The sequence below is a fragment of the Novosphingobium sp. PP1Y genome (genome assembly GCF_000253255.1).
Taxonomy (GTDB): domain Bacteria; phylum Pseudomonadota; class Alphaproteobacteria; order Sphingomonadales; family Sphingomonadaceae; genus Novosphingobium.
The window spans coordinates 1001486-1013918 of sequence record NC_015580.1 but is presented as its reverse complement, the minus strand read 5'-3'; the positions used below and the strand labels follow the sequence as shown (position 1 = coordinate 1013918).

11 protein-coding genes are annotated in these 12433 nt (G+C 64.6%); 4 read left to right on the top strand and 7 right to left on the bottom strand.

Going from position 1 to position 12433, the window contains the following annotated elements:
- Window positions 1–3: 3 nt before the first annotated feature.
- The 6 genes from PP1Y_RS10960 to PP1Y_RS10935 form a co-directional block, all read right to left on the bottom strand.
- A complete protein-coding gene (locus PP1Y_RS10960) occupies window positions 4–1215 on the bottom strand; it encodes a toxic anion resistance protein (protein WP_007013527.1) in 1212 nt (403 codons plus the stop codon).
- Between the two features lie 111 nt (window positions 1216–1326).
- Entirely contained in the window at window positions 1327–2184 is an 858-nt protein-coding gene (gene fdhD, locus PP1Y_RS10955) for a formate dehydrogenase accessory sulfurtransferase FdhD (protein ID WP_013832287.1), read from the bottom strand.
- 45 nt (window positions 2185–2229) lie between these two features.
- The gene (locus tag PP1Y_RS10950; RefSeq protein ID WP_013832286.1) at window positions 2230–3081 is read right to left on the bottom strand and encodes a formate/nitrite transporter family protein; all 852 of its coding nucleotides are present in this window, start codon (window positions 3079–3081) and stop codon (window positions 2230–2232) included.
- Window positions 3082–3150: 69 nt separating this feature from the next.
- A complete protein-coding gene (gene fghA / locus PP1Y_RS10945; RefSeq protein WP_041558777.1) occupies window positions 3151–3990 on the bottom strand; it encodes an S-formylglutathione hydrolase in 840 nt (279 codons plus the stop codon).
- A gap of 4 nt (window positions 3991–3994) precedes the next feature.
- A complete protein-coding gene (locus PP1Y_RS10940; protein WP_041558776.1) occupies window positions 3995–4378 on the bottom strand; it encodes a VOC family protein in 384 nt (127 codons plus the stop codon).
- 21 nt (window positions 4379–4399) lie between these two features.
- Window positions 4400–5512 (bottom strand): S-(hydroxymethyl)glutathione dehydrogenase/class III alcohol dehydrogenase, encoded by a 1113-nt coding sequence (locus PP1Y_RS10935; RefSeq protein ID WP_013832284.1) that lies wholly within the window; start codon window positions 5510–5512, stop codon window positions 4400–4402.
- A gap of 95 nt (window positions 5513–5607) precedes the next feature.
- Between PP1Y_RS10935 and PP1Y_RS10930 the strand changes: the two genes are divergently transcribed.
- Both PP1Y_RS10930 and PP1Y_RS10925 read left to right on the top strand, forming a co-directional pair.
- A complete protein-coding gene (locus PP1Y_RS10930) occupies window positions 5608–6504 on the top strand; it encodes a LysR family transcriptional regulator (RefSeq protein ID WP_013832283.1) in 897 nt (298 codons plus the stop codon).
- Window positions 6505–6640: 136 nt separating this feature from the next.
- Window positions 6641–7384 (top strand): enoyl-CoA hydratase/isomerase family protein, encoded by a 744-nt coding sequence (locus PP1Y_RS10925; protein WP_013832282.1) that lies wholly within the window; start codon window positions 6641–6643, stop codon window positions 7382–7384.
- A gap of 2 nt (window positions 7385–7386) precedes the next feature.
- Here the strand turns inward: PP1Y_RS10925 and PP1Y_RS10920 are convergent, their stop codons facing one another.
- The gene (locus PP1Y_RS10920; protein WP_232512618.1) at window positions 7387–7935 is read right to left on the bottom strand and encodes a TetR/AcrR family transcriptional regulator; all 549 of its coding nucleotides are present in this window, start codon (window positions 7933–7935) and stop codon (window positions 7387–7389) included.
- 174 nt (window positions 7936–8109) lie between these two features.
- On the opposite strand from PP1Y_RS10920, the gene PP1Y_RS10915 reads away from it, so the two are divergent.
- Both PP1Y_RS10915 and PP1Y_RS10910 read left to right on the top strand, forming a co-directional pair.
- Complete coding sequence (locus PP1Y_RS10915) at window positions 8110–9270, top strand: efflux RND transporter periplasmic adaptor subunit (protein ID WP_013832280.1); 1161 nt, start codon at window positions 8110–8112, stop codon at window positions 9268–9270.
- 6 nt (window positions 9271–9276) lie between these two features.
- The gene (locus tag PP1Y_RS10910) at window positions 9277–12432 is read left to right on the top strand and encodes an efflux RND transporter permease subunit (protein WP_013832279.1); all 3156 of its coding nucleotides are present in this window, start codon (window positions 9277–9279) and stop codon (window positions 12430–12432) included.
- Window position 12433 lies beyond the last annotated feature (1 nt).

The window sequence follows — 12433 nt, the reverse complement described above, 5'->3', positions numbered from 1 at the left end:
GGCTTAGTCCAGGGCCTCCAGCATCGACTTTGCCGCCTTGCCGTCTCCCGATGCCGCCCCTTCGGACTGGCCCTGCGCGCGGGCGATATAGGCCTTCGACTTGCCGATCTCGCCTTCCAGCGAAGTGACCGTCTGCTTCATGCTGTCGAGCGCCTGCAGCTTGAACGTGTCTATCGAATCCATCGTATCGTAGATGTTCTGGAAGGCGCGGCTGAGCGTCTCCAGCGGGATCGTCGAACTGGCCGCCTGCTGGTGGATCTGGGCGGTGTTGTCCTTCAGCATCTGCCCGGTGGCATCGATGATGTTGGCGGTCGTGGTGTTGAGCGCGGTGATCTGGTCGAGCACGAGACGCTGGTTCGTCATCGCCTGCGCGACGGTGACCGCAGTGCGAAGCGCGCCGACCGTGGTGGTCGAGGCACGATCCACGCCCTTGATCAGCTCGACGTTGTTCTTCTTCACAAGGTCCAGCGCCAGGTAGCCCTGCACCGTGACTGCCATCTGCGTCAGCAGGTCCTGCGTGCGCTGGCGGACGTAGAACAGCGCGGTTTCGCGCAGGGCCTTGGCCTTGGCCGGATCGGTGTGATCGAGATCCGCCGCCTTCTGCTCGAGCGTCTCGTCGAGGGCCTTGGACATGAACACCATCTGTTCAAGCTTGCCCATCGCCTTCCACAGGTTCTGGCGCTCGACATCGATGGCAGCATTGTCCATCAGCAGTTCGTCCTTGCCCCCCTGCAGGCGCGCAAGGATCGCGCTGATATGGCTTTGCGCGGACTTGTAGCTGTCGAAATAGTTGCGCAGCTTGCTGCCGAACGGGATGATCCCGAAGATCTTGCGGCGCGTCGTGAGGTCACCCTTCGTCGACGGGTCGAGATCTTCCACCGTGCGCCGCAGTTCGGCAAGATCCGCGCCGACGCCGCTCGTCTCGTCCATCGCCCGGATCGGACGGTCGAGGAAACGGTTGGACTGCCCGGCCGCCTCGGCGATTTCCTTGCGGCCCATGTTGGTGATCTGGTCGACCCGGCGGCCGAACTCGGGCGAGTTGGAATCCTGGGCAACCAAGTCCTCGACGAATTCATCGACACGCACCTGCAGGCGGGACTTCTGCTCCTCGTCGACCGGCACGAGACCGGCGGCCTTCTCGGGCTTCACGACGGGCACCGGATCGGGTGGAGTCAGCTTGAGCTCTTCAGAAGCCTGATCCGTCGCTAGCGCCATCTACTGTCACCTTCTTGCCTGCGGAATGCACCAAGTCGCTGTGAAGTTAGGTTTGCTGCCGGCCGAGTACAAGGAAAACAGGGCCCGGTCGCCGCCCTTGGTCGGATCGCGTCAACGCTTGCTCGATTCCTCCTCGCCTGCGCCGATCCAAAGCATCGTGTCGTCCCGGGCCACCACGGCAAGGTCCAGCCCCGAGGCCCGGGCCCGGCGCACCGCAAGGTCGGTCGGCGCGGAAATCGCCACCAGCAGCGGGCACCCTGCGCGCACCGTCTTCTCGACCAGTTCATAGGAACAGCGCGAGGTGACGACGATGAAGCCCTGCCCCGGATCGATGCCCTCGCGCGCCATCGCGCCGACCAGCTTGTCGAGCGCATTGTGGCGGCCGACATCCTCGCGCACGAGCTGGACGGTTCCGTCAACCGCACTGAAAGCTGCGGCGTGCGTTGCCGAAGTCCGCCTTCCCAGGTCCTGCCGCTCGCGCAAGGCCACAAGCGCGCTGCGGATAGCCTCGGGACGAACGGGCGGCGCGGCGGGCAACCGCGGGAGCGGACGCAAGGCGGCTTCGACACCCTCGATCCCGCAGATCCCGCAGGAACTGTCGCCCACGCGGCGGCGGGCGCGTTCGAGAATGGGGCCAAGCCGCGCCTCCGGCAGGTTCACCCGCGCGACGAAGCCTTCGCCCCAATCGCCGTTCTCGACCCGGTGGACCGCCACCTCGCCGACTTCGCCGGCCTGCGCGAGACCTTCGGCCATCAGGAAACCGGTAACGAAATCCTCGATATCGAGCGGGGTCGCCATCATCACGGCATAGGCAATCCCGTTGGTCTCGATGGCGATGGGCGATTCCACGGGAATGACAACTTCGCACGGCTCGCCGGCGCCTGTCGCATAAGGGTTGCGCTCCGCGCCGATCAGGGCCGCGCCAATCAGGGCTGCGCCGTCCGTTCCGTTCCAGTGATCTTCACTCATGGCACCGTGATAGGCCCTGGGCCGCGAAAGGCCATGCCCGAAGGCTCAGATTTCCGCCTGAATCTGGCCATAGGCCAGCAGCGCGAACAGACCGGTCCCGCCGATGACATTGCCGATCAGGGTCGGCAAAAGGTGCATCCCAATCGCCTCGCCGAAGCTCATGTCGCCATGCAGCGCCAGCATGAACATCTCGGTCGACCCGGCGATCACATGCGTGAATCCGCCCGCCGCGATCAGCCACGCGAACAGGCCGACGACGATGATTTCAAAGCCCTTGGAACTGGGCAGCATCCAGACGATGGCAGCCACGAAGAAGCCGGCCGGAACCCCGTTAAGCAGGGCTTCCATGCCCCGGCTCTCCGCAGCATGGCGCGACACCTCGAGCATCGCGGCGATCAATTCGCTGTCCGGCGAACCGATCGTGACGGCAATGATCGCACTCGCCATCGTCCCGATCATGTTCGCCAGCAGAACGATCAGCCAGAGCCGCCCCGTACGGTAGAGCCGCATACCGCTCGGCCCCGCCAGCAGCGGCAGGACGACGCTCAGGGTGTTTTCGGTGAAAAGCTGGAGCCGCGATAGCACGACGAGGATAAAGCCCATCGCATAGCCCCACGCAGCAATTATCTCGCGCTGGGGATGGCCCTCGTATGCGTCGTAAAGCAGGCCTTGGCACAGGACAGACGTGGAGATGCCGTAACCCGCGGCAATGCCCGACCACCACAGGGAAGCGGCGGGGCGGTGCAATTCCTCTTCGCCCTCGCGCCGGATGACGGAAAAGACAGTCAGGGCCGAAAGCCGCTGACTGTCCTTGACCTTCGACCTTTCGCGGCGGCTCAGCCCGGCCTCGTCCTGCGCGAGCTCCCTGCTCACGTCCTCACGATCGGGATGGGTCATCGCGCGTCTGGTTCCTCCGGCGGATTGCCCGGAAGAAACGTCTCAGCTTACCGCGATGTTCCCTTCCGGTCAGGCTTTCAGGCGCTCGGCATGCCAGTCGACATGCTCGGCCATGAACGTCGAGATGAAGTAGTAGGAGTGGTCGTAGCCTTCCTGCATCCGGATCGTTGCCGGCTGGCCCGTCTTCTCGCAGGCCTGGATGAGCAGATCGGTGCGCAGCTGTTCCTCGAGGAAGCCGTCCGCCGTGCCCTGGTCGACCAGCAGGTCGGGCAGGCGAGCGCCGTCCTCGATCAGGGCGCAGGCATCGTATTCGCGCCAGTTAGCACGGTCGCCGCCGATGTAGCCGGTCAACGCCTTGTCGCCCCAGGGGCAGGACAAGGGCGAGACGATCGGCGAAAAGGCGCTCACCGAGCGGAACCGCCCGGCATTGCGCAGGCCGATGGTGAGCGCACCATGGCCGCCCATCGAGTGGCCGGTGATGCCCTGTCGGCCCATGTCGACCGGGAAGTTCGCGGCAATCAGCGCGGGAAGTTCCTGCTCGATGTAGGAGCGCATGCGAAAGTTCTTCGCCCAGGGCTCCTGCGTCGCATCGACGTAGAAGCCTGCGCCCTTGCCGAAGTCGTAAGCCTCATCGTCCGGCACGTCGTCGCCGCGCGGCGACGTATCGGGAGCGATGAAAATCACGCCATGCTTTGCGCAGGCGGCGCGAAATTCGCCCTTTTCGGTGACATTGGCATGGGTGCAGGTCAGCCCCGAAAGATACCACAGCACCGGAAGTTTCGCGCCCGGCGCATGGTCCGGGACGAAGACAGAGAATGTCATCTCCGTCTTCGTCTGCGCGGACTGGTGCCGATAGACGCCCTGGACGCCGCCGAAGGACTTGTTGGTCGAAACGGTTTCCAGAGTCACTGCGTCACTCGCCCTCGGGCAACTGGGTGAAGGCGCAGATCTTGTTGCCGCAAGGGTCGCGCAAGTAGGCGCCATAAGCATTGCCGGGGGCCTGCGCGCGCCTTCCCGGCGCACCTTCGTCGCTACCGCCATGGGCAAGGCCGGCCGCGTGGAAGGCGTCGACTGCCTCCTTGGTGGCCGCGGCGAAGCCGATCGTCCCGCCATTGGCATGGCACGCCGCATTGCCGTCGGCCGGCTTTCCGACGCCGAAAGCGCCGGTCGGGCTCTGGTAATAAACGCGATCGCCGAAGGTCATTCCTTCCCCGATCCCCAGTGCACCCAGGGTCGCGTCGTAGAACTGCTTGGCCTTCGCGGGGTCGTTGGAGCCGACCATGATATGCGTGAACATCGGGCTATCCCCTCTTGAAGCTTAGTAGACGACTACACTGCGGATGCTCTCACCCGCGTGCATCAGATCGAAACCCTTGTTGATTTCTTCAAGGGAAAGGACGTGGGTGATCATCGGGTCGATCTGGATCTTGCCGTTCATGTACCAGTCGACGATCTTGGGCACATCGGTGCGGCCCTTCGCGCCGCCGAAAGCCGTGCCCTTCCAGACGCGACCGGTGACGAGCTGGAACGGACGGGTGGCGATTTCCTTGCCCGCTTCGGCAACGCCGATGATGATCGATTCACCCCAGCCGCGATGGCAGCATTCGAGCGCCGTGCGCATCACTTCGGTGTTGCCGGTGCAATCGAAAGTGTAGTCCGCACCTCCGTCGGTCATCTGCAGGACCTTGGCGATGGTGTCCTCGCGGCTCATGCCCTTCACGTCGAGGAACTCGGTCATGCCGAACTTGCGGCCCCAGTCCTCGCGGTCCGGGTTGATGTCGACGCCGATGATCTTGTTGGCACCGGCCAGCTTGGCGCCCTGGATCACGTTCAGGCCGATACCGCCCAGGCCGAAGACGACGACATTGTCGCCGACCTGTACCTTGGCGGTGTTGGTCACTGCGCCAACGCCGGTGGTAACACCGCAGCCGATGTAGCACGAGGTCTGGAACGGAGCATCCTCGCGGATCTTGGCGACGGCGATCTCGGGCAGGACGGTGAAGTTCGAGAAAGTCGAACAGCCCATGTAGTGGAAGATCTTCTCACCCTTGTAGGAGAAGCGGCTGGTGCCGTCTGGCATCAGGCCCTGCCCCTGCGTCGCACGGATCGCGGTGCACAGGTTGGTCTTGCCCGAGAGGCACGACTTACACTGGCGGCATTCCGGCGTGTAGAGCGGAATCACGTGATCGTCCGGCTTCACGCTGGTGACGCCCGGGCCGACTTCACGCACGATACCTGCGCCTTCGTGGCCCAGGATCGAGGGAAAGATGCCTTCGGAATCGAGTCCGTCGAGCGTGTAGGCGTCGGTGTGGCAGATGCCGGTCGCCATGATTTCGACCAGGACTTCGCCTTCCTTGGGGCCTTCCAGGTCGACTTCGACGATTTCCAGCGGTTTCTTCGCTTCGAAAGCGACTGCGGCGCGGGTCTTCATGTGCGCAAACTCCTCTTGATCGAAGCGCTTTGTAGGACTCGCAGGTACTGTGATAAAGCGCCCCGCAGGAAAAGGATTATCACAGCAAGGGGATAATGGTGCTGGCCAACTGGGACGGTATCGAAGAGTTCGCGATGGTCGCACGTCTGGGCAGTTTCACGGCCGCAGCGCAGGCCTATGGCGCCTCGGTGACGCACATGAGCCGCTCGCTCGCGCGGCTGGAAGGCCGCTTGCAGGCCCAGCTCCTGCACCGCACCACCCGCTCACTGCGCCTGACCGAGACGGGGCAGATCTTTCTCGAGACCTGCAAGCGCCTGATCGAGGAGCGCGACGAGGCCATCGCCGCCATCGCCTCGCAAGGCGAACCGAGCGGACACTTGCGCATCACCTGCTCCTATGCGCTGGGCGAGAAATTCGTGGCGCCGATCGTGCGCGAGCTGTCGACCACCTACCCGTCGCTGACGGTCACGCTCGATCTCGACAATGCCGTCGTCGACCTCATCGCCGATGGCTATGACCTTGCGATCCGTACCGGCCAACTCAACGATTCCCGCCTCGTCGCCACGCGGGTGGCTTCGCGCGCGCTCATCACCCTTGCCTCTCCGGCCTATCTCTCCCGCCGCGGTCGGCCCGCGGACATCGAGGACCTGCGCCGGCACGAGTGCCTCGTGGGATCGAGTGCGCAGTGGCTGTTCAAGGGCAACGCGACGTTCCGCCCGCAAGGGCGCTGGCGCTGCAACAGCGGCAATGCGCTGATCGAGGCGGCGCTCGCAGACATGGGCATCTGCCAGGTCCCGCGCTTCTATCTCGGCAATCACCTTAGCGAAGGCCGGCTTGAACCCGTCCTGCCCGATCTCAACCCCGAGGAGGAGCCGATCTGGGCCGTCTATCCGCAGCGCCGCCACCTCTCGCCCAAGGTCAGCGCCATGGTCGAAGCCCTTCGCACGAGCCTGCCCGCTTATCTCGCCACGGCCAGCGGCCTCGTCGCCTGAGCCCGCTGCGGCTATCCCCGCCCGCAAACGTCGCCTCCGCAAAAGGGAGCGTCAGGACCAAGTCCGGGGTGACGGCAATATCGCGAACTTCTATGGACCACTCCCAGGTCCTGAATCCACCATCCGGAGCTCGTTCATGTCCCTACACCTCGTCCGCGAAGGCGCCGTCGCCCGCATCGAGATCGACCGGCCCGAGCGCCGCAATGCGTTTCGACAGGACATGTGGGCGCGCCTGCCGGAACTGGTCGCGGAAGCAGCGGGCGACAGCGCCGTAAAGGTCATGGTGCTGACCGGCAGCCACCCGGGCATGTTCTGCGCCGGGGCCGATATTTCCGAGATGCTCGACAACCGCGCCAACCCAGACTGGCTCGCGGCCAACCAGGCGGCGATCAACCGCGCCCAGTACGAATTGACACGCGCCCCCATGCCGACCATCGCTTTCGTCGATGGCGACTGCATCGGCGGAGGGCTGGGCCTCGCACTTGCCTGCGACATGCGCCTGGCGACGCGGCGCGCCCGCTTCGGAGTGACGCCGGCCAAGCTGGGCATCGTTTACCCGCTGCACGACACCCGGTTGCTGGTCGATCTCGTCGGCCCCGGACAGGCCAGTCGCCTGCTCTACACCGGCACGTTGATCGACGCCGAAGAAGCCTTGCGCATCGGTCTGGTCGAGGAACTGGCCGAAAGCGCCCATGCCCTTGCCGCCTCGATCGCCGCCAATGCCACCTACAGCCTCAAGGGCCTCAAGCAGATGATCCGCTGGGCCCGCGACGGACAGATCGAGGACGACCGGGGCTCGCTCGACCTCTTCGCAGCAGCCTTCACCGCACCCGAATTCGAGGAACGCGCCGCGGCGTTCGTGGCTCGCCGGCGCTCATGACCTTACGTTTCTGATCCGAGCCCGCGCAGGATCAGACTGGTCACCAGTCGAGCGGATTCCCGCGCACTGAGGCGGCAGCTCGTCAACTCGCGGTGACCGGAAGAAAACAGGCAGGCGAGCAGCAGTTCTTCGGCACCGTAGAGTTCTGGTTCGCTCAGATCGGGATTGGCGACGAGGGCCATTTCGCGGAAGATCGCGCGATATTGCAGGTTGATGGCGCGGACGGCCTCGGCCACTTCCGGATTGCGATGCCCTTCGGCCAGCACCTCGTGGATCAGCGCCGAATCCTTCTCGACGCTACAGCGGACAATCATTTCCTCCAGCACGGCTCCGATGGACGCCTCGCCTTTGCGAATGCGGCAGACGTCGGAGGTAAGTTCGACAAGCAGGCGCGCGGTATCGGCCTGAATAATTGCGCGGATGATGTCCTGCTTGCTGGGAAACACGCGATAGATGGCACCGACGCTGACTTCGGCCTCTTTCGCCAGATCGGCCATGGCCGTCTGGTGAAACCCCCTTTCCGCAAACAACTTGCGCGCGGCGAAGACCACCTTGTCCTCCGCACTCAATTTCTGCTGCACTGCACAATCGCCAGCCAATTTCCCCTCCAATTCGCTTGACGCCACATTGGCAGAGTGTTTAGAGGGCTGCAAGCGGAATGAACGTTCATTCCGGATTTCCTTGATCCCCCCAAGGTGAACATGACCTTTAAGAACGCCTCCTCCATGGTGCTCGCACTGGCCCTTCTGGCCGGCTGCAGCTCGTCAGAACAGCCGCAGCCCCCGGCGCCGAAGGTCGGCGTCGTCAAGCTTGCCGAGCAACCGGTGGAACTGACGACGGACCTCCCGGGCCGAATTCAAGCCTCTGAAACTTCCGAGGTTCGCCCCCAGATCAGCGGCGTGATCCGCAAGCGTCTCTTCGCGGAGGGCAGCTACGTGAAGGCCGGACAGATCCTTTACGAGATCGAGGACGCACCGTACCGGGCCGCGCTGGGCACCGCGCAGGGCAATCTTGCCAACGCCCGGGCGACCGTGGGATCGACCCAGCTGCAGGCCGATCGGTTTCGCGACCTTGTCACGATCAATGCGGTCAGCAAGCAGGAATACGACAATGCGCTAGCGGCCGCGCAGCAGGCGAAAGCCAATGTTGCGGCGCAAAAATCGGCCGTTGATTCGGCCCGCGTCAACCTGGAGTTCACGCGCATCCGCGCGCCCATCTCCGGGCGGATCGGCCGATCGTTCTATACCCGCGGCGCCTTGGTCCAGACCGGCCAGAGCGATCCGCTGGCAACGATCATGAGCACCCAGAGCGTTTACGTAGACGTGACCCAGTCCGCTGCGCAGATCCTCGACCTCAAGGAAGCGCTGGCAAGCGGCGGCCTCTCGCGGGAGAGCCGTGACAGCGCCCGCGTCAAGCTGATCCTGCCCAACGGCAAGACCTATCCCATCGAAGGCAGGCTGCAATTCGCCGAAGTTTCGGTCGATCCCGAGACCGGCAGCGTCACCCTGCGCGCCACTTTCCCCAACCCGGACGGCCTGTTGCTGCCCGGCATGTTCGTGCGGGCCCGGCTCGTCGAGGGGGAGAAGCAGAACGCTATCCTCGCCCCGCAGCAGGGCATCAGCCGCGACCCGCGCGGACGCGCCACGGCGCTGGTGGTCAACGCCGAGAACAAGGTGGAGATGCGCCAGGTCAAGGCAGAACGCCCGATCGGGGACAAGTGGCTCGTCACCGAAGGCCTGAAACCCGGCGACCGGCTTATCGTCGAAGGACTCTCCGGCCTGCGGGCCGGCACCACGGTCACTCCCGGGGCCCCGCAGCAGGTCACGGCCGCCAGGACGCCTGACCGCACCAAGACCAAGACTGCAACCGTCGCCGAAAGGCGCTGATCCGTCATGTCGCGCTATTTCATCGACAGACCCATCTTCGCCTGGGTCATCGCCATTGTCGTCATGCTCGCGGGCATCATCGCCCTGCGGGTTCTGCCGGTCGCCCAGTTCCCGACCATCGCCGCGCCGGCGGTGACGGTCAGCACGACGTATCCCGGCGCCGATGCCCAGACGCTCGAGAACACCACCACGCAGGTGATCGAGCAGCAGATGAAGGGCATCGACAACCTGCGCTACTTCTCGTCGACGAGCGATTCGGCGGGCAACCTCGCGATCACGCTGACCTTCGACCAGGGCACCGACCCCGATACCGCGCAAGTCCAGGTCCAGAACAAGCTGGCACAGGCCACACCCCTGCTGCCCGAGGACGTCCAGCGTTCAGGCGTGCGCGTGGCGCGCGCTGCCAAGGACTTCCTCATCGTCATGGCGCTCTATTCCGATGACGGATCGCACGACCAGGTCGACATCGGGGATCTCATCTCCTCGAAGCTGCAGGACCCGGTGAGCCGTGTCGACGGCGTCGGCGATACCCAGTTGCTCGGCGCTCCCTATGCCATGCGCATCTGGCTCGATCCGTACAAGATGGCCAACCTCAAGGTGACGGTCTCGGACATCACTGCCGCGGTCAAGGCGCAGAACGCCCAGATTTCCGCCGGCCAGGTCGGCAGCCTCCCTGCACCCGAAGGACAGGCGCTCAACGCAACGGTTACCGCGCAGTCGCGCCTGCAAACCCCCGAACAGTTCGGCAATATCCTGCTGCGCACCGACAGCGACGGCGCCAACGTGCGCCTTTCCGACGTCGCCCGCGTCGAGATCGGCGCCGACAACTACAGCTTCCTTGCCCGCTTCAAGGGCAAGCAGGCCGCTGCGCTGGCGATCAAGCTCGCCCCCGGCGCAAATGCGCTCGACACTGTCGAAGGCGTGAAGGCGGCGGTCGCAGAAGTTTCCAAGCAGTTCCCGGCCGACATCCGCATCGAGTACCCGGTCGACAACTCGACCTTCATCGAGCTTTCCATCAGCCAGGTCGAACACACACTGATCGAGGCGATCATCCTCGTCTTCGTGGTGATGTTCCTGTTCCTGCAGAACTGGCGTGCGACGCTCATCCCGACGATCGCGGTCCCGGTCGTGCTGCTGGGCACCTTTGCCATCCTTCTGGCTGCCGGCTTCACCATCAACACCCTGACCCTGTTCGGCATGGTGTTGGCGATCGGCCTGCTGGTCGACGACGCCATCGTCGTGGTCGAAAACGTGGAACGCCTGATCCAGACCGAGGGGCTCAGTCCGAAGGAAGCCGCGCGCAAATCGATGGACGAGATCAGCGGCGCGCTGGTCGGTGTCGGCCTCGTGCTGTCGGCGGTGTTCCTGCCGATGGCATTCTTCGGCGGCTCCACCGGCGTCATCTTCCGCCAGTTCTCCATCACCATCGTTTCCTCCATGGTGCTCTCGGTTCTGGTCGCGCTGATCCTGACCCCGGCCCTGTGCGCGACGATCCTCAAGCCCTCGCGCGAGGACCATGGCGAACGCGGCGGCTTCTTCGGTTGGTTCAACCGCACGTTCGACCGCGGCGTCGAGCGCTACAGCAACGGCCTGCGCCGGGTGGAACGCAACTGGAAGCGCTCACTGGCCGTCTACGCGATGATCGTCGTGGGCATGGGCGTGCTGTTCTGGCGCCTCCCCGGCGGCTTCCTGCCCGATGAAGACCAGGGCTTCCTTTTCGCTCAGGCAATGATGCCCTCGGGCACGACCATGGAAGAAACCCAGCGCACCGTGGACCGCATGACCGACTACCTGCTCAACGAAGAGAAGGACGTGGTCGATTCGATGCTCAGCATCGGCGGCTTCGGCTTTGCCGGACAGAGCCAGAACGTGGCGATCGCCTTCATCAAGCTGCGCCCTTGGGAAGAACGTGAGGGCGAGGGCATGGGCGTCACCGCGCTGGCCGAGCGTGCCAACGTTGCCTTCCACAAGCTCGGCGTCGGCCAGATCTTCGCGTTCGCCCCGCCGGCAGTGACGGAGCTGGGCAATGCCACAGGCTTCGACTTCGAACTCAAGGACGAGGCCAACCTCGGCCACGAGGCGCTGATTGCCGCGCGCAACCAACTGCTCGGCATGGCCGCGCAGGACAAGCGCCTCGCAATGGTGCGCCCCAATGGCATCGAGGACACTACCCAGCTCAAGCTCGACGTGGACAAGGAAGCCGCGGGCGCCTTCGGCCTTTCGATCCCGGACATCAACACGACACTCAGCACCGGCTTCGGCGGCAGCTACGTCGACGACTTCGTCGACCGTGGCCGCGTCAAGCGCGTCTACGTGCAGGCCGACTCCGAATTCCGCACGACGCCCGAATCGCTCGGCAATCTCTTCGTACGCGGCAGCGGCGGCGAGATGGCCCCGCTGGCATCCTTCTCCTCAACCGAGTGGGGCTACGGTCCGGCTCGCCTCGAGCGCTACAACGGCGTCTCCTCGGTCGAGATACTCGGTTCCGCCGGCCCCGGCTACAGCACCGGCGAAGCGATGCAGGCGATGGAAGAGCTGGCAGCGAAGCTTCCGCCCGGCATCGGCTACGAATGGACCGGCATCTCCTATGAGGAAAAGCTGTCGGGCAGCCAGGCCCCGATGCTCTACGCGCTTTCGCTGCTGGTCGTGTTCCTGTGCCTTGCTGCGCTCTACGAGAGCTGGTCGGTGCCGATCGCAGTCATCCTCGTGGTGCCGCTGGGCGTCGTGGGCGCCTTGCTTGCCGCGACCTTCGTGGGCCTTGCCAACGGCATCTACCTGCAGGTGGGCCTGATCACGACGATTGGCGTCTCGGCCAAGAACGCCATCCTCATCGTCGAATTCGCCGAGGAAAAGATGCGCGATGGCCTCAGCGCCGCCGAAGCCGCGCTGCAGGCCGCCAAGCTGCGCCTGCGCCCGATCCTCATGACCTCGTTCGCATTCATCTTCGGCGTGCTGCCGCTCGCGGTTTCCAGCGGAGCGGGCGCCGGCGGACAGAATGCCATCGGCTGGTCGGTCGTGGGCGGCATGCTATCGGCGACGGTCCTGGCGGTCTTCCTCGTGCCGCTGTTCTTCTTCGTCGTTAAGCGGATCTTCCGCCAGGACCAGCCGAACCGCGAAGCGCACGCCGCTACCACCGACGATGCACCTCTCGAGCAGGATTGAT

Excerpts from the sequence above, each read along its gene's own strand:
- PP1Y_RS10960 (WP_007013527.1), bottom strand. The coding sequence starts at position 1,215 with ATGGCGCTAGCGACGGATCAGGCTTCTGAAGAGCTCAAGCTGACTCCA.
- fdhD (WP_013832287.1), bottom strand. The coding sequence starts at position 2,184 with ATGAGTGAAGATCACTGGAACGGAACGGACGGCGCAGCCCTGATTGGC.
- PP1Y_RS10950 (WP_013832286.1), bottom strand. The coding sequence starts at position 3,081 with ATGACCCATCCCGATCGTGAGGACGTGAGCAGGGAGCTCGCGCAGGAC.
- PP1Y_RS10940 (WP_041558776.1), bottom strand. The coding sequence starts at position 4,378 with ATGTTCACGCATATCATGGTCGGCTCCAACGACCCCGCGAAGGCCAAG.
- PP1Y_RS10935 (WP_013832284.1), bottom strand. The coding sequence starts at position 5,512 with ATGAAGACCCGCGCCGCAGTCGCTTTCGAAGCGAAGAAACCGCTGGAA.
- PP1Y_RS10930 (WP_013832283.1), top strand. The coding sequence starts at position 5,608 with ATGGTGCTGGCCAACTGGGACGGTATCGAAGAGTTCGCGATGGTCGCA.
- PP1Y_RS10925 (WP_013832282.1), top strand. The coding sequence starts at position 6,641 with ATGTCCCTACACCTCGTCCGCGAAGGCGCCGTCGCCCGCATCGAGATC.
- PP1Y_RS10915 (WP_013832280.1), top strand. The coding sequence starts at position 8,110 with ATGGTGCTCGCACTGGCCCTTCTGGCCGGCTGCAGCTCGTCAGAACAG.
- PP1Y_RS10910 (WP_013832279.1), top strand. The coding sequence starts at position 9,277 with ATGTCGCGCTATTTCATCGACAGACCCATCTTCGCCTGGGTCATCGCC.